Origin of the sequence: Marinobacter panjinensis, from assembly GCF_005298175.1 — a bacterium.
In the GTDB taxonomy this organism is placed as follows: domain Bacteria; phylum Pseudomonadota; class Gammaproteobacteria; order Pseudomonadales; family Oleiphilaceae; genus Marinobacter; species Marinobacter panjinensis.
Genome location: NZ_SZYH01000001.1, coordinates 1182947 through 1206212, shown reverse-complemented (window position 1 = coordinate 1206212; position 23266 = coordinate 1182947). Strand labels below are relative to the sequence as shown.

Here is a 23266-nt window from a genome sequence, read left to right as displayed (position 1 = left end):
GTAAATCCGGGATCAGTGAAGCGTATAGGAAGGCCGGATTTCATGAGAGTCCGGCTCTTCTTCCCAGTCGATATCGTGGGCGACATTGCCTGCTGCTTCTATGCCGGTGGCAATCATGGCCTTGGCCACGTCCATCTCCCGGTCTTCCATCATTTCCCTGGCTTCAGCCGAAAACGATATTTTCACCAGTGGTGCGCTGTCGTCGTCAATCCGGCGAAGTGCATAATCGCCATTGCTCAGTTGTACAATCTCGAAAAAAGAGGGTGACATTCAGTTAGCCTTTCAGTTCATTCCCCGGGTGGCGGCAGTTTGCAGCGGCGGACCGCGGTATTACCACTCGCTGTGCCGTTCCTCAAGGGTGTCGGTAAAGTTTTTGATCGCACTCAGGGTTTGCTCAAGCGCCTGTTTCGATCTGTCTGGACCGGTGTCCGCAGCAACAGCAATCACATTTTCGTCACTCACGGTTTTTTTGGCCGCTGGCGGGTTGCCCTGGTGCCGCTCCAGTTGCTCAAGATGGTTCCACCAACTGTGAGCTTCGTTAACGAGCTGGTTCAGTTCTGCTGTCTCCGGAATCTCATCGCCCAGCAGTTCCGTCAAAGCTTCCAGGCTTTCGGGCCGCCCCAGCTTGTCCTGATACATTCTTGCGACCATGACCAGAACCAGCTTTCTGGCCCGCAAAGCAAGTTCAACGGCTCCCTGAATCAGGGCTTCACGCGCGGGCACACTGTCGTTGCCATCCAGCTGACCCAGCAGGGTCCTGGCAAGGAAAATCTTCTGGGAAACCAGTGAATGCCACGATGACGCCATGGAGATACCTGCATACGGGGTTAAGGTCGCGCGACGAATTAACTGACAATGATAACATTTCTGGTCAGGAATTTCTTCCTTCCTGAGAATCCACGAGCCTTTGACAAGAAACTACAAAGAATCACTTGAAACGGGCGTTTGAATTTGGCAAAAAGGCGCCCGGTTTGAGTAACTTTTGATCGTCTGGCTTGGGATTCCAGTGAACGGAAAGTCCTGGCTGTCCGGCGTCCAGATCAGTTTCAGTGGAGGTGGAAGGGAATGCGTAACCATTTGGTCGCAGGTTTTACAGTGGCAATGCTCGGATTTTCCGGTAGTAGCGTCTACGCGAAGGTCAGTGAGTCCGAGGCCGAGCGGTTGGGCAATGAACTCACCCCCGTTGGTGCACAGAGAAAAGGCAATGGTTCTGGCAGTATTCCGGAGTGGACCGGCGGTCTGACAACACCACCGTCGGGCTGGAAGCAGGGGCAGGTGGAAATCAATCCATTTCCCCGGGATGAGCCCTTGTTCGTGATTTCCGCAGACAATGTGGACCTGTATCGCGATAAGCTCACAGATGGCCACATCCAGATGCTGAAGCAATATGGCCCGGAGTTTGTAATGCCGGTTTACCGGACCCGCCGTACGGCGGCCTTTCCGGAGCATGTTTATGAAAAATCCCGGGAAAATGCACTGAGTGCCGAACTGCTCAGTAATGGTAACGGTGTGCGGGACACGATCATGACCAGCCCCTTCCCGATTCCGAACGATGGTCTTGAAGTAATCTGGAATCACATTCTTCGTTATCGGGGCGAGGAACTTTCATTTCGCAGTTCCTCCGCGACCCCGCAGGTGAACGGTTCTTACAACCAGGTTGTAAACCAGTACGACTATTTTTTAGCCTACAGCCGCAAAGGGGCGGATCTAGAGGACATCGACAACAAGATCTTTTACCTGAAGACCGACACCATAGCGCCCTCCAGCCTGGCAGGCACCATCACCCTTGTGCACGAAACCCTGGACCAGATTCGCTCGCCGCGTCTTGCCTGGCGGTATGACTCCGGTTCCCGGCGCCTGCGCAGGTCACCAAACCTGGCCTATGAAACCGACCTGCCCAACTCCTCTTCATTGAGGTCCGTTGATCAGAAAGACATGTACAACGGCGCTCCGAACCAATACGACTGGGAATTGAAAGGGAAGCGGGAAATGTTTGTCCCCTACAACGCTTACAAGCTTCATGATGAAGACGTCAGGCCGGACGATGTCATTCGCCCGCAGCACATCAATCAGCAGCTGGCGCGTTATGAACTGCATCGGGTATGGGTGGTGGAAGCAAAGCTGCGCACCGGTATCAGCCATATCTATTCCCGTCGTGTATTCTATGTAGACGAGGACAGCTGGCAGATTCTGGCCAGTGAGGAATATGACAGTGAGGGAGAGCTCTGGCGCGTATCCGAGTCTCACAATATCAGCTACTACAGTGAGCCGGTATTCTGGACTACCATGGAGATGACGTACGACCTCAAGGCGCAGCGTTACTATATTGATGGTCTGGACAACGGTTTCCCGGCCCTCGATTTCAATCCCGGCTTCCGCGGCAACCAGTTCTCGGCGTCAGCAGCCCGCAGGGCGGCTCGTCGCTGATAACTGTGATGGCCGGGGCCCTTTTGAATCCCCGGCCATTGTCCGGGCCATACAGCGATACTGGAGATGCAGGTATGTCGGCGCCGGAACAACTGGAAGCAGTGGATACCCTGGTGGAGCATCTGAAAACCGCTCTAGCGGAGAAAAACTGGGAAGAACTGTCGCGCCTGAGCAAATTGGTCAAACCGACCATTGAACCGGTGATGACAGCCCTGGAAGCCGGAGAGCTGGCCCCGGAGCCGGTACGGGAACGGTTGGCAACCCTTCAGACCTATTGTGACCGTGCCAATATTTCGGCAAATGCGGCCAAGGCGGAAGCCCAGCAAGCGCTCAAGGAAGTGAATCAGAACCGAAGCGCGGCAAAAGCCTATCAGAACGTCTCTTCAAATCGTCCCAAATAGCGTCATAAAATTGACTCGGGCGCACTTACAGTCTTAAATACCGCTCACAAATCCCCGCAAGAGATTCGTTTGAATGTCGAAGAATAATAAGGTGCTGGTGCTCAGCGAGGACGACTCCAGAAAGCGTGATATTGCCACCATACTTGAGTTCATTGGCGAGGAAGACGTCGTGTTCGGTGAGGAGGCGTATGCGCTGCTTGCCAGTGGCGATCCGGAAAAGCTGGATGAGATCTCTGCTGTCGTCGTCAACGGTGAAGACGCCGGTGTGCGCAAGACTGTCTCGGTGGTCTGTGAGGCCACTGTGGGCGTGCCTGTGCTGATGATCGGGTACCCGGACCTCAAGCAGTTGTCAGAAGATCAGGCCAGCCGCGTTATTGCCCGCATGGAGTGGCCCCTTAACTACACCAAGTTTGTGGATTCCATGTATCGCGCCCAGGTCTACCGTGACCAGTTTTCACGGTCGCGTGAGCGTGGCCAGCAGCGTGGATTGCAGCTGTTCCGCAGCCTGGTGGGTACCAGCCGCAAGGTGCAATCTGTGCGCCAGTTGATGGAGCAGGTGGCAGACAAGGATGTGAGCGTGCTGATTACCGGCGAATCCGGTACCGGTAAGGAAGTGGTGGCTCGCAATCTGCATTACCATTCCGCCCGACGGGACAAGCCCTTCGTCCCGGTCAACTGTGGCGCTATACCTGCAGAGCTGCTGGAAAGTGAGCTGTTCGGCCATGAGAAAGGTGCCTTTACCGGGGCCATTACCGCCCGCGTTGGAAGGTTTGAGCTCGCCGAAGGTGGCACTCTGTTCCTCGATGAAATTGGCGATATGCCCCTGAACATGCAGGTGAAGATACTGCGGGTATTGCAGGAGCGCACCTACGAGCGGGTGGGCAGCAACCGCACCCAGTCCGCCGATGTGCGGGTAATTGCGGCAACCCACAAGATTCTCGAAGACATGATCGAAAACGGCGATTTCCGGGAAGATCTTTACTATCGCCTGAACGTCTTCCCCATTGAGATGCCGGCCCTGCGGGAACGTGTAGAAGACATCCCGCTGCTGATCAATGAATTGATCTCCCGTATGGAGAAAGAGAAGCGTGGCTCACTGCGGTTGAATTCCGCGGCGATCATGAGCCTGTGTCGCCACGACTGGCCGGGTAACGTGCGGGAGTTGGCGAACCTGGTGGAGCGGTTGGCGATCATGAATCCATACGGGGTCATCGGGGTGCAGGAGCTGCCCAAGAAGTTCCGCTACGTGGACGACTACGATGAGAATCGGCCGGTCGAGGACTCGGGGATGCCCTCCAATATTCCGGGGCTGGTGGGGCTGGACGCTCCGGCCCTGTTACCGGTGAACGGTATCGATCTGAAGGACTACCTCTCCAACCTTGAGAAGCAGCTGATCCAGCAGGCTCTGGATGAGGCCGGTGGGGTAGTGGCCCGGGCGGCGGAGAAGCTGCGCATTCGGCGGACGACGCTGGTGGAGAAGGTGCGAAAGTATGGGCTCCGGGATGAGGATGAAGAGGCCGGGGAAGGCTGACGGCTGCACGCCTCTAACTGTGGAGGAGCCTTCCCGGCAATATGTTTCAAACGGCGTCAAAGGTTTGTAATCTTTGACGCCGTTGTTGTTTTCGGGTGACGTAAACCCGTCATATGTCCGTTCTTTGATTTTCCTTCCTGTTGAAATATAAGCAAAAAGTAAAGTTGGCACGGTGCTGGCTTAGGTCTGCCCAAACGATCCATCCGATTGGTACGGGCCGGAGTTTGGTCCGGTCAGAGGGCGAGTTTATGAGTCAGTTGCAGTTTGTTGGTTTGTCGTCGGCGAAGAAGCCTTTAGCCACTGAAGGGCCTTCAGCCAATGCGGCGGCGGATGTCAATGACAAGGTGACGGCGTTGTTCCCGGAGCAGGATGATGAGGCTGTGGGTACGGCGCTGGATCTGTTCAATCAGATGTCCCGGCAGATTACTGATTCCTATCGCACGCTGGAATCCCGTGTTAACCAGTTGTCCGGGGAGTTGTCTGCAGAGTCGCAGCAGCGTCAGGCGGAGCTGGAGCAAAAAGAGGAGTTGGCGGACCGGCTTTCCACGTTGCTTCATGCGCTTCCTGCCGGCGTGGTGGTACTCGACAGCCAGGGTGTGGTGACGCAGACCAATCCGGCAGCAATCACCCTGCTCGGTGAGCCCCTTGACGGTGAGCGCTGGGTGGATGTGATTCGTCGCTGTTTTGCGCCTCGGCGGGATGACGGCCATGAGGTGTCGCTGAAGGATGGCCGCCGGGTGAGTATTGAAATCCGTACCATGGAGAACCAGCCAGGGCAGTTGATCCTGCTGACGGATCTGACAGAGACCCGTCATCTCCAGGCCCAGTTGGCCCATGCCCAGCGCCTGTCGGCCATGGGCAAGATGGTCGCGTCGCTGGCCCACCAGATTCGCACGCCGCTTTCCGCCGCCATCCTGTATGGCGGGCACCTTGGCCAGGACGACCTGGATGAGGAGATGCGCCAGCGTTGCGCTTCCCGTTTGATGTCCCGTCTGACGCATCTTGAGCAGCAAGTTCGCGACATGCTGATTTTTGCCCGCGGCGAGACCCGGCTGGCGGAGGAGCTGTCTGCTCCTGCGCTGGTCCAGGCGCTGGCGTCTGCGCTGGACGGGCTGAAACTGCCTTCCGGTGTGGCCGTGGAGCTGGACAGCCAGGCAGACAGCGAGTCGCTGATGTGTAATCGCGATGCTCTGGTCGGCGCCTGTACCAACCTGGTGAATAACAGCGTGGAAGCTGGCGCAACGACCGTCACGGTTGCCATAGCTTCTGCCAATGGCGAACTGGTGGTTAGGATCGCCGATAACGGCCCCGGGTTTTCTCCGGAGCAGGCCAGTCAGCTTCTGGAAGCTTTCTATACCACCAAGTCTCACGGCACGGGGCTCGGGCTGGCGGTGGTCCAGGCTGTTGTGAAAGCGCACCAGGGCCGGTTTGCTATTGAGGCGCCCTCCGAGGGGGGCGCTGTGGCAACCATTTCGCTGCCGTTGTTGCGTTCGCTGTCGGCCGGTGGCCGGCATTCGCAAGCTAAAAAAGCATAACTGACCGGAGGCAATCATGGCCAAAGCCCAAATTCTGATCGTTGAGGATGACCACGATCTGCGTGAAGCGCTGGTGACCACACTGGAGCTGGCGAAGTTCCGGGTGCGGGAAGCTGCCGATGCCAGGCAGGCACTGGCACAACTGGCCGAGTCACCGGTGGACATGGTCGTGAGTGACGTGAATATGCCCGGTATGTCCGGCCATGACCTGCTGCATGAGATACAGAGGTTGTACCCCGGGTTGCCGACCATGCTGATTACCGCGTACGGCCAGATCAGCCACGCGGTTTCCGCCATGCAGGCGGGCGCCATTGACTACCTGGTGAAGCCGTTCGAGCCGGCCGTGCTGGTGGACGCCGTCAGCAAGGTCGTGGGTGGCGGCCGTCAGAAAGGTGGCGATCAGCCGGTAGCGGAAGACCCCATCAGCAAACGCATGTTCCAGTTGGCAACAAAGGTGGCGGGCAGCGACTCAACGGTGATGATTTCCGGCGAGAGTGGTACCGGTAAAGAAGTGCTGGCGCGCTATATTCACCAGCAATCGCCCCGGTCCGAACAGCCTTTCGTTGCCATTAACTGCGCGGCGATTCCCGAGAACATGCTGGAAGCCATCCTGTTCGGCCATGAGAAGGGCGCCTTCACCGGTGCAGTTGCATCCTCTCCCGGCAAGTTTGAGCAGGCCAACGGCGGTACCATTCTGCTGGACGAAATCTCGGAAATGGATCTGAGCCTGCAGTCCAAATTACTGCGAGTGTTGCAGGAGCGTGAAGTTGAGCGGGTGGGCGGACGCAAGACCATTGTGCTGGACGTGAGGGTGATCGCCACTACCAACCGGGACCTGTCCGACCATGTCCGGGAAGGCAAGTTCCGCGAAGACCTTTATTATCGGTTGACGGTATTTCCCATGCACTGGCAGCCACTGCGCGAGCGCGCACTGGACATCATGCCCCTGGCCACTGCCTTGCTCAAGGCTCATTGTCGCAAGATGAAGCTTACAGGCGTGACCTTTGCGCCTGACGCCAGGAACGCGCTGATGACACACCGGTGGCCCGGCAATGTTCGCGAACTGGATAACGCCATCCAGCGCGCACTGGTGCTGCACCAGGGTAACGTGATTCATGCCGGCGACCTGTGTCTGGAACTGGGTATTACCGGACGGATGGACAGCGGTTCAGCTTCCGTGACGCCCGGGCAGGTTGCGCCCGAACCGCCTTCCGTAGCAGTCGCTCAGACAGGCGAGAAGACGACTGATCAATCCACCGGGAAGGGCTTTGAGGATCTGGCCTCAACGTCTCTTGGGGACGAGGTTCGCCAGCGTGAATTCCGGATCATAATCCAGGCCCTGAAAAAGGAACGTGGCCGTCGTAACCGGGCTGCGGAACAGCTGGGCATAAGCCCCCGCACGCTCAGATACAAGCTGGCCCAGATGCGCGATGCGGGCATTGATCTGGATGCCGAGCTGGCCGCCGCCTGAATTCCTTTAGCCACTCTTTCGTGCGGCACCTTCGGGTGCCGTTTTTTATGGGCTCGTCAAAAGACTGTCGTTGTCTTGCGCCTTCCTGCCAGAAAGTTCATTAAGTTTATGAAAATAATACAATAATTAATATTGGCCTGTGGTTTGCTTTAACCCCGGAAAGCGATATCCAGTTCAATGGCTTGCCCGCTACAGGGGCGGTCCGGGAGAGTGAATCATGGTTCAACGTGCTGACATCAACAGTGTTCTGTCCGAAATCCGCAATATGCGCTCGCAGATGATGGAGAATCAGCGGGTTGAGCAGGATAACAATATCCGCGGTCGGATAGATGGGCCCTCCCGGTTGCAGGAAACCCCTGAAACCCCGAAATTCAGTGACATGCTCAGCCAGGCCGTAGGGTCAGTGAACGAGTTGCAGCAGTCGTCCAATGATCTCAAGACCGCTTACGATATGGGCGATCCGAATGTGGATATTACCCGTGTCATGATTGCGTCCGAAAAGGCGTCCATTTCCTTCGAGGCACTCACCCAGGTACGAAACCGGGTGGTCAAGGCCTACGAAGACATCATGAATATGCCGGTTTGATAGCGGAGCAGACCCATGGCCAGTTTACCTGCCGAAACCTCATCCTCGAATATGCCCGCGGCGCGTGGTGACGACACCGGCGAAAGCCGTAGTGATCTGATATTCGGGTTCAACAGGCTCAACCTGCTGCGGCAGGTGGGACTGATGGTGGGGCTTGCCGCCAGTGTTGCACTCGGTGTTGCCGTGGTTCTCTGGGCGCAGGAACCCAACTACCAGCCGGTGGTGGGGGATATGTCCGGGTACAACCCTCAGGACGTCACCACCATTCTTGACGCCAACGGTATTGAATACCGCATGGAGCCGCGCACCGGCGCTTTGCTGGTGCCTTCGGATGAGGTTTATAACGCCCGTCTGAAGCTGGCGGCCGAGGGTGTGACAGACGAGCAGACGATGGGTTACGAGCTGCTGGACCAGGATCGCGGTCTGGGCACCTCCCAGTTCATGGAAACCATCAGCTTCCGCCGGGGCCTGGAAGGGGAACTGGCGCGAACCATTGGCAGCATGCGCACGGTTCGTGCGGCACGGGTTCACCTTGCAATCCCCGAGCGCTCCGTGTTTGTCCGTGACGCCCGCACACCGACTGCCTCTGTTTTTCTGGAAGTGGTAGCAGGCCGCCGTCTGGAGCACGAACAGATTGCCTCGATTGTGAACCTGGTCGCCGGCAGCATTCCGGAAATGTCCAAGGACAATGTCACCGTGGTTGACCAGAGTGGAAACCTGCTCACCGGTCGCGATGACGGCGGTGACAGTCGACAGATGGAAGACCAGTACGATTACACTGCACGCGTTGAGGACCGCCTGACCCGTCGGGTTGCCTCTCTGGTACGCCCCGTGGTCGGAGACGGGCGGTTCCGCGCCGAAGTGACGGCAGACCTTGATTTTTCTTCGGTGGAACAGGCCGAGGAGCTTTTCAATCCTGAACAACAGGCAGTGCGAAGTGAACGCCAGATGTCCGAGCGTCGTGCTGCTGGTGGTACCGGTGGCATTCCCGGTGCTCTGTCCAACCAGCCGCCGGCCCAGGCAACCGTGCCGGAGCAGGCCAATGATAGCGACGAGGGCGGGGCACAGGCGCCGCCGGTGAATGTACGTGAGGAGTCCACCCGTAACTACGAGATGGACCGCACGGTCAGCTACGTGCGCCAGGAACTGGGCCGGGTAAAACGGTTGTCTGTAGCCCTCGCAGTTGATGACATGAAAGTAGTGGATCCCCAGACCGGAGAGGTCAGCTACGAACCCTGGCCTGAGCAGGAGCTGCAGCGCCTGACCATGCTGGTGCGTGACGCTGTTGGTTATTCTGCGGCCCGGGGAGACAGTGTTACGGTCATGAATACAGCCTTCGCAGCCCAGGAGCAGATGGAATTCGAAGCGCCGGGATTCTGGGAGCAGCCCTGGTTCTGGGACCTGATGAAGCAGGTACTGGCGGGACTCGTGATCCTGGTGCTGGTACTGGGATTGTTGCGCCCGACCCTGAAGAGTCTCTCTGGTGGCGGTCGCAACGAACGTCGGGGCGATTCTGGTGAGGACGGTTACGAAGGCCTGGATGGCATTGAGGGTGGCGACGCCCTGCGTGAGGCCATGCACTCGCAGGACGATCTGCTTTTGCCCGGGGCAACAGACAGCTATGATAGGCAGCTAAATGCACTGAAAGGCCTGATTGCGGAAGACCCCGCCCGGGTCTCCCAGGTGATGCGCCAGTGGGTGAATGTCGATGACTGATGAGAACAACCGCCAGCCTGAGGCGCCGCAAAAGCTCCAGCGGAAAATTCCGCGGGTAGAACAGGCGGCGATCCTGCTGATGTCACTTGGCGAAAACGACGCTGCCGAAGTGCTCAAGCACATGGGCCCGAAAGAGGTGCAGCGGGTTGGTGTGGCCATGGCCCAGATGAAGGATGTCAGCAAGGATGACGTTACCTTTGTGCTGAACCAGTTTGTCGAGGCCGTCGGCGGTCAGACTGGTCTGGGCGTCGGCAACGATGATTACATCCGCACCATGCTTACCCAGGCCCTGGGTGACGATAAGGCCTCGAGCCTGATTGACCGGATTCTTATCGGCGGCAACACCACCGGCCTGGATACCCTGAAGTGGATGGAGCCACGTGCCGTCGGGGACATCATTCGCTATGAGCACCCTCAGATCCAGGCCATTGTTATCTCCTATCTTGATCCTGACCAGGCCGCCGAAATCCTCGGCACTCTCGACGACAAGGTGCGCCTGGATGTGATGATGCGGGTGGCTTCCCTGGAAAGTATCCAGCCACAGGCACTTCAGGAGTTGAACGACATCCTCGAGAAGCAGTTCTCTGGTGGTTCCGCGGCCCAGACCAGCCGCATTGGCGGCGTCAAGCGCGCTGCCGATATCATGAACTTCATGGACCGCAGTATTGAGGGCGGCCTGATGGATTCCATCAAGGATATGGACCCGGATCTCGCGTCCACTATTGAAGACCTGATGTTTGTCTTCGACAACCTGAAGGACATTGACGACCGGGGTATTCAGGCACTGCTGAGAGAAGTGTCCTCCGAGGTGCTGGTCGTGGCCCTCAAGGGTGCCGACGACGGTGTCCAGGAAAAAATCTTCAAGAACATGTCCAAGCGCGCTGCCGAACTGCTGCAGGATGATCTGGAGGCCAAGGGGCCGGTGCGTGTCAGTGAAGTGGAGTCGGCACAGAAAGACATTATCACCATTGCCCGCCGCATGGCTGAAGCGGGTGAAATCACCCTCGGCGGTGCTGGCGAAGAAATGATGTGATGAAAGATCCCCGCCGCAACCTCGATCGCATCCCCAAGGAGAATCTCACCGCTTATGAGCGCTGGGAGCTGCCTCTGTTGGATGCCCGGGGTAACGAGGTGGCCCGGGAAGAGGAGCGTGAAGTAAAGCCCCTGACCGCGGCCGATATTGACGACATTCGCCAGGCGGCCCATGAAGACGGCCATAGTGAAGGCCGGGAGGCCGGATACCAGGCCGGTTTCAGCGAAGGCCGGGGAAAAGGTTATCAGGAAGGGTATGAGGCCGGTGTTGCCGAAGGCCGCGAGCAGGGAACCGAGCAGGGGCTGGCGGAAACCCGCAAGGAAGTCGACGTCAAGCTGGACCGGCTGGAGCACTTGCTGGGTGAGTTGTTGGTTCCCATCCAGCGCCACGAGGATGAGGTGGAAACCGCCCTGGTTAATCTGACCACCGTGCTTGCCCGCGCCGTCGTGTTCAGGGAACTGTCACTGGACTCGTCCCACATCACCGAGGTGGTCCGCCACGCAATGGCGTCATTGCCCTCTACTTCTGAAAACGTGCGCGTTCATATTCACCCCGACGACTACCAATGGGTCAGCGAGGTCGCCGGGAAGTTTGAGGCAGCCACCTCCATTGTTGAGGATGCCTCGATTCTGCGGGGTGGCTGCAAGCTGGAAACCCGTCACAGCCTGGTGGACTTCACGGTTGAAAAGCGGTTCCAGAAAGCCATTCAGGGCATGCTGGACAAACAGCTGGACACTGAGAAAGCCGGTGACGTGGAAGAACTTGACGCCATGATGAGCGATCTCACTGACTTCCAGCACGGTGTACTTGATTCCGATCAGGACGAGAGCCGCGAGCGGGAGACCGACGAGGGCAAGGCTAAGGGTGAGAGCGATGACGGCGCACCTGGCTGAACGCCTCGCAAGATTACAGGATTCGTTTACCGAAGAACTGCAACCGGAGCTTTCCGGCCGCCTGACACGAATGGTTGGCCTTACCCTGGAATGCGTGGGTTGCCCCATGGTGGTGGGCGACCGTTGTGTGATTACCGGCCAGGGCGCCGGCACTGTGGAAGCGGAAGTGGTGGGTTTTGAGGATGAGCGCGTCTACCTTATGCCCCTGACCGCTATTGAAGGGCTGCGCCCCGGTGCCAGGGTGGTGCCGTTGTCGGTCGCCAGTCGGGTGCCGGTAGGCCCGGAGCTCCTGGGACGGGTGGTGAATGGCAATGGTGAGCCGCTTGATGGCAAGGGCCCGCTACAGGCTGAATCCCGGGTTTCTCTGAGTGGCGATATCATCAACCCGCTGGACAGGGCCCCGGTTCGCCAGTCCATGGACGTGGGAATCCGGGCGATCAATGCGTTGATGACCGTAGGCCAGGGTCAGCGCCTGGGACTGTTTGCTGGCAGTGGTGTGGGTAAAAGTGTGCTGCTGGGCATGATGACGCGCTTTACCGACGCAGATATCACCGTGGTCGGGTTGATCGGTGAGCGGGGTCGCGAAGTCAAAGAATTTATTGAAGATATCCTGGGGGATGAGGGCCTTGACCGATCCGTGGTGGTTGCCTCTCCCGCCGACGATTCGCCACTGATGCGGCTACGTGCTGCCATGCTGACCACCCGAATTGCGGAGTATTACCGCGACCAGGGCAAGCGGGTGCTGTTGTTGATGGATTCCCTCACCCGTTATGCTCAGGCCCAGCGCGAAATCGCCCTTGCTGTGGGTGAGCCGCCGGCCACCAAGGGCTATCCTCCATCGGTCTTCGCCAAGCTGCCGCAACTGGTGGAGAGAACCGGCAATGGTCGCCCGGGTGCTGGCTCGATAACGGCGTTCTACACCGTGCTGACGGAGGGCGATGATCAACAGGACCCCATTGCCGATGCCGCCAGGGCCATCCTGGACGGTCACATTGTGCTGTCCCGTCGGCTGGCGGAAGAGGGACACTATCCCGCCATTGATGTCGAGGCGTCCATCAGTCGTGTTATGCCCCAGGTAACTCAGCCGGAGCACTTCGCCCGCGCCCAGCGTTTCAAGCAGGTCTATTCCCGATACCAGCAGGCCCGGGACCTGATCAGCGTTGGCGCCTACGTGAAAGGGTCGGATCCGGAAACCGATTTCGCCATGGCCCATATCGCCAACATGGGGCAGTTCCTGCAACAGGGATTGAACGAGAGCGCCCCCCTGGAAGAAAGCATTCAGCAACTGCTGGCGGTGGTGCCCGAAAGACGGTCTCCTGACCGCGCCAAAAACCCGCCGGCCGTCGGAGGAGGTAGCTGATGTTGCGATCCCAACGGCTGGCAGTGGTGCTGACCCTTGAGGAACGCAAGGAAAAAGCAGCCCTGGAGAAAATGGCTGAAGCCCAGCAACACCACGAGGCTCAGCGCCAGCAGATTGAAAACCTGGAGCGTTACCAGCAAGAGTACCGGGAGCAGATTCGCAGCAGCCAGCAGGGCGTGGTGTCGGTTGCTCGGTTGCAGGGCTGGCAGGCGTTCATTGCCCAGCTGGATCAGGTGATTGGTCAGCAGCAGAAACTGCTTGTCCAGGCCGAGGATCGGCTCAGGCATTGCCGTGAGGAGTGGCAGCGGGCCTGGGAACGACGCCGGGGCATGGAAAAGTATATTGAAACCTGCCGCCGGCAGGAACAGCGGGAACAGGATCTGAGAGAGCAGAAACAGATGGACGAGGCCGCCGGCCGAATAGTTGCCAGGCGGCGCTGAAACATTTGCTGACATTGCAGTGCGGGTGCAAAATCAGCATGGTGAGCTATCCTTTACCTGAGGATGCCCCCCGAGGCTCACACTTTTCCCTGTTACCCGGCTCGTACTTCATGGAGGCACCGGAATGCCGATTCAGACGCATCGCAGTGAGGACGGTCGAACCCTGACCATAAAAATTGAAGGGCGCTTCGATTTCAGTACCCATCAGGCCTTTCGTGATGCCTATGAGCATGGTGACGAAAATGTGACGGCCTTTGTGGTGGATCTCTCCGACACCACCTATCTCGACAGCTCGGCTCTGGGAATGCTGCTGTTACTGAGAGACTACGCCGGCGGCGACAGCGCGAAAATTCGCATCGAAAACTGCAACAATGACGTTCGCCGTATACTGTCCATATCCAATTTTGAACAGTTGTTTGCGATTCGCTGAGTCATGACATCGCGGGGTCGCGGAGGTTCGTTGTGGATGATTCACTCTCAGAGAACCGGCCGCTGAGGATTTTGATCGCTGACGACAGCGACAGTGACCGCCTGATTCTCAAAACCCTTCTACGTCGTCTTGGCCATGAGGTTGAAGACGCAAGAAACGGCGAAGACGCCGTCGAAATATTTCGTCACTCCGGCGCGGACATTGTGTTGCTGGATGCGCTGATGCCGGTTATGGACGGAATGGAAGCTGCTCGTCATATCAAGGCGCTGGCGGGCGAGCGCCTGGTGCCACTTATCTTTTTGACCTCGCTGTCTGATGCCGACGCGCTGGCCCGCTGCCTGGAAGCCGGCGGCGACGATTTCCTCCCGAAGCCCTATAACCGCACAATCATTGAAGCCAAGATCAATGCCTTCAACCGCATGCGGCTGATGCACCGCACTCTTAGCGAACACCGCGACCTGATCCGCGACCGCAATCGTCAGCTTCTCGAGGAACAGGACGTTGCCAAGCGGGTGTTCGACAACATAGCCCACACTGGCTGCCTGAACGCGACAAATATCCGTTATCACGCCTCTCCCATGTCGATTTTCAACGGCGATATTCTTTTCGCCTGTCCGCGTCCAGCAGGGGGGATGCAGATACTGGTTGGCGACTTCACCGGCCATGGCCTGCCGGCAGCCATCGGTGCCATGCCGGTGGCCGAGATTTTCTACGGCATGACCAGCAAGGGCTTCAGCGGTAGTGATGTGCTGCGGGAAATTAACCAGAAGCTTGGCCGGATATTGCCCACTGGCATGTTCTGTTGCGCAGCAATGATTCAGGCAGACTTTCACCTGAATCAGTTGCAGATATGGAACGGGGGGTTGCCGGATGGCGTTCTTGTAAAGAGGGACGGGATTCTGGAGAGCATTGCCTCCCGGCATCTGCCGTTGGGCGTGCTTGGTGCCGCGCGCTTTGATGCAGGCATGGAGATATTTCGCACGGAGCCGGGAGATACCCTGCTGATGATGACCGATGGCGTGATGGAAGCCGAGAATCGTCACGGCGACATGTACGGCGAGGACCGCCTGAAGCGTTCGCTGGATGACGCCGGCAATGCCGGTTCACCGTTCGACGCAGTGATGGCAGGAATACACGCATTCACCGGCAAGCGGCCAGAACAGGATGATGTAACGCTATTGTCGCTTGAAATGGTGGAGGAAGCCGAGCTTGAGGGAGTATCGGACGGTTTATCCCAATCGGCACTTGAGGGCCCTGCGGAATGGCATTGTGTCTATGAAATCCAGGACCGGTCGCTGGGGCAGTTCAGTCCGTTACCGTTGTTGCTCCATATCTGTATGGAAGTGCCGGGATTGCGGCGCAAGAGTGGAGAAATCTACACGTTGTTATCAGAGCTTTACACCAATGCCCTGGAGCACGGTGTTTTGGGTCTGTCTTCAGACTGGAAGGCAACGCCGGACGGTTTCGGCCGCTACTATGCCGAGCGGGAACGGCGCTTGCGGTCGGTATCAGGCCACTTTATCCGGTTTTCTCTGACCCATACCATGACGGGCCGGGGCGGGCAACTGACCATAGTTTGTGAAGACAGTGGTAGCGGATTCGATTACCGCAGCGACGCCGCGGCCGGCAATAACAGTGGCTATTCCGGGCGGGGGCTGATGCTGTTGCGGAAGCTGGGGCACTCCCTCAGCTTCCGGGAAAATGGCACCCGGACGGAGATTATATATGATTGGCATTTTTCCGAGGTTGCTGCCCGGGAGGGCGGCACCAATACATAAACAGGGGGGTTGGTCATGACGGAAAAGCCGCACCTTGATCAAGAGGCACTGGCCGAGTTGCAGGATGTAATGGAGGATGAGTTCGATATCCTGATCAACACCTACATCAAGGATTCCTCTGATCGCATTGCTCATTTGCGTTCGGCCCTGGAGCAGGAGGACGCGGACAGCTTTTCCAAATCCGCGCACAGCTTCAAGGGCAGTTGCGTCAATATTGGTGCACCGAGGTTGGGTGAGCTGTGTTCCGAAGCTGAAAAGGCCGGGCGCAATAATCGCCTGGTGGAGGCTGTTGCCATGGTCGATGCCATCGAGAGCGAATTCGGGCAGGTAAAAGCAAATCTCCGACGGTTTCTGGAGTAACTCGACGAAAGGTCACTGCTTTTTTCCAGAATGGCACCACTTTTGCTGAATAACCGGATAACGCATATAGATGCACTCCGATCAGCAAAAAGCGGCAAGAGGTTGCCATGTCCCAAATGGTTCTTCCCCAGACATCCCCGCAGGGGCCGCAGTCCGATAATAGCGTAAAGCCGGCGTCGGGCGGCCGCGAAAAAAACGGTGACAGCGATTTTGATGCTGTTTCCCGTACCGAACAGCAGCGGCTCGACAAAAAGCAGGCCGAAAAACGGGACCAGGCGCGCACTGACGAAACCGCCCGGAATGACGCCCATAATGAAGCCCGAAATGAACAGGCGCGCCAGGAGAAAAGCCGCGACACACGCCCGGACGCCCGCAAGGACGCCGCCGCGGCAGCGGAAACCGGAAATACAGACAACCAGGCCGCCGCCGAGACTGGTGAATCAGCTGACCCTTCGGCAATGGCCGATACCGCCTTTGGTGCCGATAACGTTATTCCGCAACAGATGACTGACCAGAACCTGCCAGAAGAGGCCGTGCCTCTGACGTTTGCCGGTCTTCAGGCTTTGCTGATGCCGGCCGAGGGGACTGATGGCAGTAGTCTGCCGTTCGCCGCCACCGGCAAAAGTGGCGGCCAGGCTGGCGGTAATGGCGTAATGCCGGGGGTGCCGGCGATTGCCGGATTCATGACAGGCCTGCCTGGCGCCGCCGGCAGCAAACCTGGCCAGGGCAATGGGCAGGGTGTCGGGGCAGGGGCCGGACTGGCCCTGACCGAGGCATTCATGTCGGGCGTGGCAGCCGACACCGCCCGTACCCAGGAGACGCCGTCAGTTCAGGGAGCGATACGCTTTCAGGCAGCTGCCGAGCTGGCCAGCCAGCAGGTGGCCAATCCCAACAGTGCAAAGCTGCCCGCCGAGGCAGCCGCGTTGCGGGGATACACTACGTCTATCGATGTACCGGTCAATCACGCGGAGTGGGGTGACAAGCTGGTTGGCAAGCTGACGTGGCTGACTGCACGCAATATGTCAGTTGCCGAAATACACCTGACACCACCGGATATGGGCCCGATGGAAGTGCGGGTCCAGGTTCAGCAGGAACAGGCAAATATAACCATTCATTCGGCCAATCCCGCCGTACGGGATCAGCTGGAACTCCACAGCCATCGCCTCAGGGATATGCTGAGCGAGCAGGGCCTTTCCCTCGAACAATTCGATGTTTCGGACTCTCCGCAGCAACAGGCCGGGGAAGAGGGCCCTGGTGAACAGGGCGGAAACGCCAGTGGTGCCCTGGCAGACAGCAGCCCGGAGGATCAGGACCTGCAACCGGAATCCCTGGATCTGACCTGGAAGGGCGAAGTTGATATCTTCGCCTGATCGGATTGCCCTTCCCCGGTAATTCTTCTTTTGCCCATCCTCCACAGCAAGGCTAAACTGCTGCTCTGATAAGGAGGATGTGGCTTTCTGGCCCGTCCTTTGCTTATACCTTCATATAACCTCTCCGGTTGACGGATTTCTGGCAGAAGCACGTTATGGCTGAAGATAATGCGCCCAAAGCGGCGCCGGCAAAGAAAGGCAAACTCAAGCTGATTATACTGCTTGTATTGGTGGTTACTCTGGCTGTAGGGCTCTCTGTGGTCGGAACCATGTGGTTCCTGGGGGGAGGTATTCCCGGTATCACCGGTGGTGATGACGAAGAGGTTGCGGAGCAGGTCGACGTTTTTGTTCCCAGCACTTATACCTTGCTCGACAAGGCGTTGGTCACCACGGTACAGGCCGAGGGCCGCCAGCGTTATGCCCAGGCTTATCTTGCTTTTGAAGCCAATGATCCCGAGGCGTTGGCCGCGGCCAGCCAGCATATGCCGCTATTGCGGAGCCGGCTGATCAGTGTGCTCGGGGACAGAAGTTTTGAGAACCTGCAGACGCCGGAAGGCCGGCAGGCGTTGGCCGATGATATGCTGGAGGCCGTCAACAATGCCCTCGAGCAGGAGGGAGAGCCTCCCTTGTTGCGGGTGTTGTTCAGGAACTTCGTCGTTCAATAGAGCGTTCAAAAGAGTTTGTTAAATAGCTCATCAGGGCCCGGCGAGGGCGGATACAGGGGCAGAGAAACGTATGCAGGACTTACTGTCACAGGACGAAATCGACGCGCTCCTCCACGGTGTGGATGACGGCGATATTGATACGTATGACGAGGCCGACGAGACCGGTATCAAGTCCTACGATCTTGCCAGTCAGGATCGTATTGTCCGTGGCCGCATGCCTACGCTTGAAATGATCAACGAGCGTTTTGCCCGCTACACACGTATCAGCCTGTTCAACCTCCTGCGCCGTAATGCCGACGTGTCCACCGGTGGCGTTCAGATCATGAAGTTTGGCGAATACATCCACACCCTGTACGTGCCTACCAGTCTGAACCTGTGCAAGGTCCGCCCCCTCCGCGGCACATCCCTGTTCGTGCTGGACGCCAAGCTGGTATTCAAACTGGTGGACAATTTCTTTGGCGGTGAGGGCCGTCACGCCAAAATTGAAGGCCGCGAATTCACGCCGACGGAAACCCGCATCGTGCAGATGGTGCTGGACCAGGTTTTCCACGACATGAAGGAAGCCTGGCATGCGGTGCTGAAGGTGGATTTTGAGTACCTCAGCTCAGAGGTAAACCCGGCCATGGCCAACATCGTCAGCCCCAGCGAAGTGGTAGTGGTCAGCACCTTCCATATTGAGCTGGATGGCGGCGGTGGGGAGCTGCACATGGCACTGCCCTATTCAATGATTGAACCTATCCGGGACGTGCTGGACGCTGGTGTCCAGAGTGACATTGATGATGTAGACGAACGTTGGGTCAGCGCCCTTCAGGAAGACATCAAGGAAGTCAACGTACCTGTCAATACCACGGTGTGCCGGCGCCGCATTTCCCTTCGCGATATTGCCAAGTTGAAAGAAGGCGACATCATTCCGGTGGAAATTCCCGAATTTCTGACCCTGACTGCCAACGGTATCCCCATCTATAAAGCCACGATGGGTACCCGCGATGGCAAGTTGGCACTGAGAATTCATGAACGGGCAACCGTGCCCAAGGTGAAAAAGCAACTGAAGGTGGGACGCAACAATGGCTGATGACGACAAGAAAGACGAGCAGGAGCTCAGCGAAGACGAGAAGCTCGCTGCCGAGTGGGAATCTGCCATGGAAGAGTCTGGCGATGGCGATGACGACGGCCGTGAGGATGAATGGGCGGCTGCCATGGCGGAAGCGGGTGAATCCGGGGATGATGACGCCGGGGATAACAGTGGAAACCGCAGGGACAATGTCCGTGCCGCGCCCATGGAGGAGTTTCCGGAAGGTGCCAACTTCTCCCAGGGTGATGGGCCGGCCCCCGATCTGGACGTTATTCTCGATATTCCCGTTACTATCTCCATGGAAGTGGGCAATACCCAGATCCCGATTCGCAACCTGTTACAGCTGAACCAGGGCTCGGTCATTGAGCTGGATCGACTGGCCGGCGAGCCGCTGGATGTACTGGTGAACGGCACTCTGATAGCCCATGGCGAGGTGGTCATGGTCAACGAAAAGTTCGGCATCCGCCTGACAGACGTGATCAGCCCTGGCGAACGTATCAAACGGTTGCAGAAGTAATATGACGCTGCCATCTGGTCTTCTGGCTCGCAAAGGGCTTGCCGGCGTGATCCTGACACTCCTGACGCCAGCCCTTGCCACGGCCCAGGAGCAGGAAGCCCCTGCGCGGGAAGCGACATCAGCGCCCGACACCCTGGTCACCATGCTGACCCTGGGTGTCGGCCTGCTGGCGGTGCTGGCCCTGATTTTCGGTTGCGCCTGGATTGTGCGGCGCATGGGCGGAATGAGCGGGGGTAATACCCGCGCCATCAAGGTGGTCTCGGTGATGCCCATGGGCACGCGGGAACGGATAGCACTGATCGAAGTGGGTGGCACACAGATTCTGGTGGGCGTCACCCCGTCCACGATTCGCACACTCCATGTATTTGACGAGCCAGTGGTCAGCGCCGGTGAGCCGGTATCCGGTGACTTCGCCCGCAAACTCCAGGGCATGATCGGTAAATCCTGGGGTTCCGGTTCTTCATCGAAGGAAGGTACCTGACATGTTGGCGCCTGTTCCCGGCCGTGTGTTTGCGTTACTGGCTCTGCTACTGCTCACTACCTGGGCGCCTGCTTCACTGGCAGATATTCCGGGGATACCTGCTTTTACGGTAACGCCGGGCGAAGAAGAGGGCGTGCAGGAATACTCGGTATCGCTGCAGATCCTGGCGCTGATGACAGCTCTGACCTTTCTGCCAGCGATGCTGATGATGATGACGTCTTTTACTCGCATCATCGTGGTGTTTGCCATACTCCGCCAGGCCCTCGGCCTGCAGTCCACCCCGTCCAACCAGATCCTTCTCGGACTGACCCTGTTCCTCACCATCTTCATCATGAAGCCGGTGCTGGAAGAGGTGAACGAAGTGGCGCTCCAGCCCTACATGGAAGAAGAACTGACATCGCTGGAGGCGGTGGAACAGGCCAGCCAGCCGTTCCGCAAGTTCATGCTGGCCCAGACCCGTGAAAGCGATCTGGGCCTTTTCATGCGCATTGCCGATGAACAATACGCCACCGCCCAGGACGTTTCCTTCTGGGTGCTGCTGCCGGCCTTTGTTACCAGCGAGCTGAAAACCGCCTTCCAGATCGGGTTCATTCTGTTTATTCCGTTTCTCATCATCGACATGGTGGTCGCCAGTGTGCTGATGGCCATGGGTATGATGATGCTGTCGCCGATCATCATTTCGTTGCCATTCAAGATCATGCTGTTTGTCCTGGTAGACGGCTGGGCCCTGATCATGGGCACCCTGGCCGCCAGTTACGGGATATAGGGGAGTGCAGACATGACGCCTGAAACCGTTATCGACATCCTCCGTGAAGCCCTGTGGATGATTGTACTGCTGGCAAGCCTGATCATCGGCCCCGGCCTGGTCATCGGCCTGGTCGTCAGTACTTTCCAGGCCGCCACCCAGATCAACGAACAGACCCTGAGCTTCCTGCCGCGCCTGCTGATCACCCTGATCACCATCATCGTGATGGGTCCGTGGATGCTGACCAAGCTTCTTGATCATGCGGAACGGCTGATAACCAGCATTCCCTACCTGATCGGCTGACCGGGCATGCCCACAGAAATACCCGCCGACCTGATTAACCAGTGGATAGGCCAACACCTCTGGCCATTGTTCCGGCTGGCCAGTTTCATGATGGTCATCCCATTTATCGGCACCCAACTGGTACCCGCCAGAGTCCGGCTGGGCCTGGCCTTGCTCATTACCATCCTGGTGGCGCCGATGATACCCCCGGTACCGCAAGTCGACGCCTTCAGCGCGGATGGGGTCATCATCACCCTGCAGCAGATCCTGATCGGCGTAGGAATGGGCTTCGCCCTGACCGCATTATTCCAGTTATTCGTCGTCGCCGGCCAGATGATCGCCATGCAGATGGGCCTCGGCTTCGCCTCCATGGTAGACCCTGCCAACGGTGTAAATGTGCCCGTACTGGCACAGATCTATACCATCACCATCACACTGCTTTATCTGGCCATGAACGGCCACCTGGTGGCCTTCGAAGTCTTCATCGAAAGCTTCCACACCCTCCCCATCGGTCTGGAAGGTCTGGGACAGTCAGGTGTCTGGCAGCTGGCCCACCGCATAACCTGGATATTCGTCTCCGCAGTGCTGCTGGCGCTGCCGGCGGTAACCGCTGTATTCATCGTCAACATCTCCTTCGGTGTGATGACCCGCGCCGCCCCTCAAATGAATATTTTCGCCCTGGGCTTCCCGATTGGCCTGATTTTTGGATTATTTGCCATATGGGTGCTGCACGCCAACTTTCTGCCGCACTTCGAGCAGTACACCAGGGAAACGTTCGAATTCATGCGAAACCTGCAGGGCCAGCCGTAGATCCTGATGCTGGAGCTCGCAGAGGCCGGTGGGGATGGCTATCCAAAACTGTGCGGAGCCATGGATGGCGGAGCTCAAGCGCCACATGGATGTGCCGAAGGAGCGTGTTTTGGATAGCCATCCCCACTGGCCGATACTCCGAATCAAAGAAGACAAAACATGGCCGAAGAAAACGACAACAGCCAGGAGAAAACCGAAGAAGCCACCCCCCGAAGGCTCGAAAAAGCCAAGGAGGATGGCCAGACCGCGCGTTCCAAAGAACTGGCCACCATGGCCGTCCTGCTGGCCGGCGCCGGAGGCCTGCTGGTGTTCGGAGCCTCCATGGGCGCAGCCATGGAAAACATCATGCGGGACAGCTTCACCATAGAGCGCTCCGCCATCTTCGACACCCGCCACATGAGCGTTCAGCTGCTGGCGTCAGCGAAGGAAGCGGCGCTCGCCCTGGCTCCGCTGCTGATCGTGCTGCTGATTGCCGCCATCGCCGGCTCCATCGGCATCGGCGGCCTGCTGGTCAGTGGCAAGGCCATCGCACCAAAACTCAACCGCATGGACCCCCTAAAGGGCCTGAAACGCATGTTCTCCATGCGCTCTCTGATCGAACTGGTCAAAGCCATCCTGAAAGTGGGCCTTGTGATGGCTGTGGCCATCCTGATCCTCAACCTGCGCACGGACGACCTCCTCAGCATCTCGGAAGAGTCTGTCAGGCCCGCCATGGAGCACGTGCTGTGGACCCTGGGCTGGAGCTTTCTCATCCTCGCCTGCGCCACCATCGTCATTGCTGCGATCGACGTACCTTTCCAGATCTTCGATCACCAGAAAAAGCTGCGCATGACCAAGCAGGAGGTGAAGGACGAGTACAAGGACACCGAAGGCAAGCCGGAAGTGAAAGGCAAGATCCGTCAGCTGCAGCGGGAAATGGCCCAGCGCCGGATGATGCAGGATGTGCCGGGTGCTGATGTGGTGATCACCAACCCGACCCATTACGCGGTGGCGTTGAAGTACGACCAGAAGAAGATGGCGGCGCCGATTGTGGTGGCGAAGGGGTCTGACGAGACGGCCTTCAAGATCATGGAGATTGCTCGGGAACACAAGGTAGATATCCTCCGCACGCCGCCTCTGACCCGGGCGGTTTACCACAACACTGAAGTGGGGGGTGAAATCCCGGATGGCCTGTACATGGCGATTGCGCAGGTTCTTGCCTACGTGTTCCAGCTCCGCCAGTTCCGCAAGGGGCGCGGCCAGAAACCCCATGTTCCGGATTTCCCGATTCCTTCGGATTTGCGGCGGGATGTTTAGTTGGGTAATTGCCTGCGCGTAGCCTGCTGGGTGCGGGGGAGGTGATTCGTCGGGTGGGCTTTCCAAA

25 protein-coding genes are annotated in these 23266 nt (G+C 58.1%); 23 read left to right on the top strand and 2 right to left on the bottom strand.

Annotated features, from left to right (window positions below):
* Positions 1-12 precede the first annotated feature (12 nt).
* Positions 13-270, bottom strand: coding sequence for a hypothetical protein (locus FDP08_RS05455; protein WP_137434992.1), 258 nt, complete (start codon positions 268-270; stop codon positions 13-15).
* Positions 271-330: 60 nt separating this feature from the next.
* Positions 331-807, bottom strand: a complete 477-nt coding sequence (locus FDP08_RS05450; protein WP_137434991.1) for a DUF6586 family protein — start codon at positions 805-807, stop codon at positions 331-333.
* Positions 808-1065: 258 nt separating this feature from the next.
* Between FDP08_RS05450 and FDP08_RS05445 the strand changes: the two genes are divergently transcribed.
* The 23 genes from FDP08_RS05445 (at position 1066) to flhB (ending at position 23199) form a co-directional block, all read left to right on the top strand.
* On the top strand, positions 1066-2427 hold the full coding sequence (locus FDP08_RS05445; protein WP_137434990.1) for a DUF1329 domain-containing protein: 1362 nt from the start codon (positions 1066-1068) through the stop codon (positions 2425-2427).
* Between the two features lie 74 nt (positions 2428-2501).
* Positions 2502-2828, top strand: coding sequence for an SOS cell division inhibitor (locus FDP08_RS05440; RefSeq protein WP_137434989.1), 327 nt, complete (start codon positions 2502-2504; stop codon positions 2826-2828).
* Between the two features lie 73 nt (positions 2829-2901).
* Complete coding sequence (locus tag FDP08_RS05435) at positions 2902-4359, top strand: sigma-54 dependent transcriptional regulator (protein ID WP_137434988.1); 1458 nt, start codon at positions 2902-2904, stop codon at positions 4357-4359.
* Positions 4360-4607: 248 nt separating this feature from the next.
* Positions 4608-5894, top strand: coding sequence for a sensor histidine kinase (locus tag FDP08_RS05430; protein WP_228263238.1), 1287 nt, complete (start codon positions 4608-4610; stop codon positions 5892-5894).
* Positions 5895-5910: 16 nt separating this feature from the next.
* A complete protein-coding gene (locus tag FDP08_RS05425) occupies positions 5911-7365 on the top strand; it encodes a sigma-54-dependent transcriptional regulator (protein ID WP_137434987.1) in 1455 nt (484 codons plus the stop codon).
* 217 nt (positions 7366-7582) lie between these two features.
* Positions 7583-7951, top strand: coding sequence for a flagellar hook-basal body complex protein FliE (fliE, locus tag FDP08_RS05420; protein WP_137434986.1), 369 nt, complete (start codon positions 7583-7585; stop codon positions 7949-7951).
* 15 nt (positions 7952-7966) lie between these two features.
* Complete coding sequence (gene fliF, locus FDP08_RS05415; protein ID WP_137434985.1) at positions 7967-9667, top strand: flagellar basal-body MS-ring/collar protein FliF; 1701 nt, start codon at positions 7967-7969, stop codon at positions 9665-9667.
* Positions 9660-10700 carry a flagellar motor switch protein FliG gene (gene fliG / locus FDP08_RS05410; RefSeq protein ID WP_137434984.1) on the top strand — a complete coding sequence of 347 codons (1041 nt, stop codon included), beginning with the start codon at positions 9660-9662 and terminating at the stop codon, positions 10698-10700. The genes fliF and fliG overlap by 8 nt, the downstream gene beginning before the upstream one ends.
* Positions 10700-11593: a flagellar assembly protein FliH gene (locus tag FDP08_RS05405; RefSeq protein ID WP_137434983.1), complete on the top strand. Its 894-nt coding sequence runs from the start codon at positions 10700-10702 to the stop codon at positions 11591-11593. Before fliG ends, FDP08_RS05405 begins: the two co-directional genes overlap by 1 nt.
* Complete coding sequence (fliI, locus tag FDP08_RS05400) at positions 11574-12953, top strand: flagellar protein export ATPase FliI (protein WP_137434982.1); 1380 nt, start codon at positions 11574-11576, stop codon at positions 12951-12953. The genes FDP08_RS05405 and fliI overlap by 20 nt, the downstream gene beginning before the upstream one ends.
* Positions 12953-13393, top strand: a complete 441-nt coding sequence (fliJ, locus tag FDP08_RS05395) for a flagellar export protein FliJ (RefSeq protein WP_137434981.1) — start codon at positions 12953-12955, stop codon at positions 13391-13393. Before fliI ends, fliJ begins: the two co-directional genes overlap by 1 nt.
* A gap of 124 nt (positions 13394-13517) precedes the next feature.
* Complete coding sequence (locus FDP08_RS05390; RefSeq protein ID WP_137434980.1) at positions 13518-13823, top strand: STAS domain-containing protein; 306 nt, start codon at positions 13518-13520, stop codon at positions 13821-13823.
* 32 nt (positions 13824-13855) lie between these two features.
* A complete protein-coding gene (locus tag FDP08_RS05385) occupies positions 13856-15601 on the top strand; it encodes a fused response regulator/phosphatase (RefSeq protein WP_137434979.1) in 1746 nt (581 codons plus the stop codon).
* A 15-nt stretch (positions 15602-15616) separates the two neighbouring features.
* Positions 15617-15961, top strand: coding sequence for an Hpt domain-containing protein (locus FDP08_RS05380; protein WP_137434978.1), 345 nt, complete (start codon positions 15617-15619; stop codon positions 15959-15961).
* 107 nt (positions 15962-16068) lie between these two features.
* Entirely contained in the window at positions 16069-17331 is a 1263-nt protein-coding gene (locus tag FDP08_RS05375) for a flagellar hook-length control protein FliK (RefSeq protein WP_137434977.1), read from the top strand.
* A 155-nt stretch (positions 17332-17486) separates the two neighbouring features.
* On the top strand, positions 17487-17996 hold the full coding sequence (locus tag FDP08_RS05370) for a flagellar basal body-associated FliL family protein (protein WP_137434976.1): 510 nt from the start codon (positions 17487-17489) through the stop codon (positions 17994-17996).
* Between the two features lie 70 nt (positions 17997-18066).
* Positions 18067-19068: a flagellar motor switch protein FliM gene (gene fliM, locus FDP08_RS05365; RefSeq protein WP_137434975.1), complete on the top strand. Its 1002-nt coding sequence runs from the start codon at positions 18067-18069 to the stop codon at positions 19066-19068.
* Positions 19061-19585 (top strand): flagellar motor switch protein FliN, encoded by a 525-nt coding sequence (fliN, locus tag FDP08_RS05360; protein WP_137434974.1) that lies wholly within the window; start codon positions 19061-19063, stop codon positions 19583-19585. Before fliM ends, fliN begins: the two co-directional genes overlap by 8 nt.
* Before the next feature lies 1 nt (position 19586).
* On the top strand, positions 19587-20066 hold the full coding sequence (gene fliO / locus FDP08_RS05355; protein ID WP_170978974.1) for a flagellar biosynthetic protein FliO: 480 nt from the start codon (positions 19587-19589) through the stop codon (positions 20064-20066).
* Between the two features lies 1 nt (position 20067).
* On the top strand, positions 20068-20832 hold the full coding sequence (gene fliP / locus FDP08_RS05350) for a flagellar type III secretion system pore protein FliP (RefSeq protein WP_137434973.1): 765 nt from the start codon (positions 20068-20070) through the stop codon (positions 20830-20832).
* Between the two features lie 12 nt (positions 20833-20844).
* A complete protein-coding gene (gene fliQ, locus FDP08_RS05345; protein WP_137434972.1) occupies positions 20845-21114 on the top strand; it encodes a flagellar biosynthesis protein FliQ in 270 nt (89 codons plus the stop codon).
* 6 nt (positions 21115-21120) lie between these two features.
* A complete protein-coding gene (fliR, locus tag FDP08_RS05340; protein ID WP_137434971.1) occupies positions 21121-21903 on the top strand; it encodes a flagellar biosynthetic protein FliR in 783 nt (260 codons plus the stop codon).
* Positions 21904-22062: 159 nt separating this feature from the next.
* Positions 22063-23199 carry a flagellar biosynthesis protein FlhB gene (gene flhB / locus FDP08_RS05335; RefSeq protein WP_137434970.1) on the top strand — a complete coding sequence of 379 codons (1137 nt, stop codon included), beginning with the start codon at positions 22063-22065 and terminating at the stop codon, positions 23197-23199.
* Positions 23200-23266 lie beyond the last annotated feature (67 nt).

What these genes read in the sequence shown, in the direction of transcription:
- FDP08_RS05370 (WP_137434976.1), top strand. Translation starts at nt 17,487, where the DNA reads ATGGCTGAAGATAATGCGCCCAAAGCGGCGCCGGCAAAGAAAGGCAAA.
- fliR (WP_137434971.1), top strand. Translation starts at nt 21,121, where the DNA reads ATGCCCACAGAAATACCCGCCGACCTGATTAACCAGTGGATAGGCCAA.
- flhB (WP_137434970.1), top strand. Translation starts at nt 22,063, where the DNA reads ATGGCCGAAGAAAACGACAACAGCCAGGAGAAAACCGAAGAAGCCACC.
- fliN (WP_137434974.1), top strand. Translation starts at nt 19,061, where the DNA reads ATGGCTGATGACGACAAGAAAGACGAGCAGGAGCTCAGCGAAGACGAG.
- fliI (WP_137434982.1), top strand. Translation starts at nt 11,574, where the DNA reads ATGACGGCGCACCTGGCTGAACGCCTCGCAAGATTACAGGATTCGTTT.
- fliE (WP_137434986.1), top strand. Translation starts at nt 7,583, where the DNA reads ATGGTTCAACGTGCTGACATCAACAGTGTTCTGTCCGAAATCCGCAAT.
- fliP (WP_137434973.1), top strand. Translation starts at nt 20,068, where the DNA reads ATGTTGGCGCCTGTTCCCGGCCGTGTGTTTGCGTTACTGGCTCTGCTA.
- FDP08_RS05445 (WP_137434990.1), top strand. Translation starts at nt 1,066, where the DNA reads ATGCGTAACCATTTGGTCGCAGGTTTTACAGTGGCAATGCTCGGATTT.
- FDP08_RS05455 (WP_137434992.1), bottom strand. Translation starts at nt 270, where the DNA reads ATGTCACCCTCTTTTTTCGAGATTGTACAACTGAGCAATGGCGATTAT.
- FDP08_RS05435 (WP_137434988.1), top strand. Translation starts at nt 2,902, where the DNA reads ATGTCGAAGAATAATAAGGTGCTGGTGCTCAGCGAGGACGACTCCAGA.
- FDP08_RS05390 (WP_137434980.1), top strand. Translation starts at nt 13,518, where the DNA reads ATGCCGATTCAGACGCATCGCAGTGAGGACGGTCGAACCCTGACCATA.
- fliF (WP_137434985.1), top strand. Translation starts at nt 7,967, where the DNA reads ATGGCCAGTTTACCTGCCGAAACCTCATCCTCGAATATGCCCGCGGCG.
- FDP08_RS05380 (WP_137434978.1), top strand. Translation starts at nt 15,617, where the DNA reads ATGACGGAAAAGCCGCACCTTGATCAAGAGGCACTGGCCGAGTTGCAG.
- fliM (WP_137434975.1), top strand. Translation starts at nt 18,067, where the DNA reads ATGCAGGACTTACTGTCACAGGACGAAATCGACGCGCTCCTCCACGGT.
- FDP08_RS05425 (WP_137434987.1), top strand. Translation starts at nt 5,911, where the DNA reads ATGGCCAAAGCCCAAATTCTGATCGTTGAGGATGACCACGATCTGCGT.
- fliQ (WP_137434972.1), top strand. Translation starts at nt 20,845, where the DNA reads ATGACGCCTGAAACCGTTATCGACATCCTCCGTGAAGCCCTGTGGATG.
- FDP08_RS05375 (WP_137434977.1), top strand. Translation starts at nt 16,069, where the DNA reads ATGTCCCAAATGGTTCTTCCCCAGACATCCCCGCAGGGGCCGCAGTCC.
- fliJ (WP_137434981.1), top strand. Translation starts at nt 12,953, where the DNA reads ATGTTGCGATCCCAACGGCTGGCAGTGGTGCTGACCCTTGAGGAACGC.
- FDP08_RS05440 (WP_137434989.1), top strand. Translation starts at nt 2,502, where the DNA reads ATGTCGGCGCCGGAACAACTGGAAGCAGTGGATACCCTGGTGGAGCAT.
- FDP08_RS05430 (WP_228263238.1), top strand. Translation starts at nt 4,608, where the DNA reads ATGAGTCAGTTGCAGTTTGTTGGTTTGTCGTCGGCGAAGAAGCCTTTA.
- FDP08_RS05405 (WP_137434983.1), top strand. Translation starts at nt 10,700, where the DNA reads ATGAAAGATCCCCGCCGCAACCTCGATCGCATCCCCAAGGAGAATCTC.
- FDP08_RS05450 (WP_137434991.1), bottom strand. Translation starts at nt 807, where the DNA reads ATGGCGTCATCGTGGCATTCACTGGTTTCCCAGAAGATTTTCCTTGCC.
- fliG (WP_137434984.1), top strand. Translation starts at nt 9,660, where the DNA reads ATGACTGATGAGAACAACCGCCAGCCTGAGGCGCCGCAAAAGCTCCAG.
- fliO (WP_170978974.1), top strand. Translation starts at nt 19,587, where the DNA reads ATGACGCTGCCATCTGGTCTTCTGGCTCGCAAAGGGCTTGCCGGCGTG.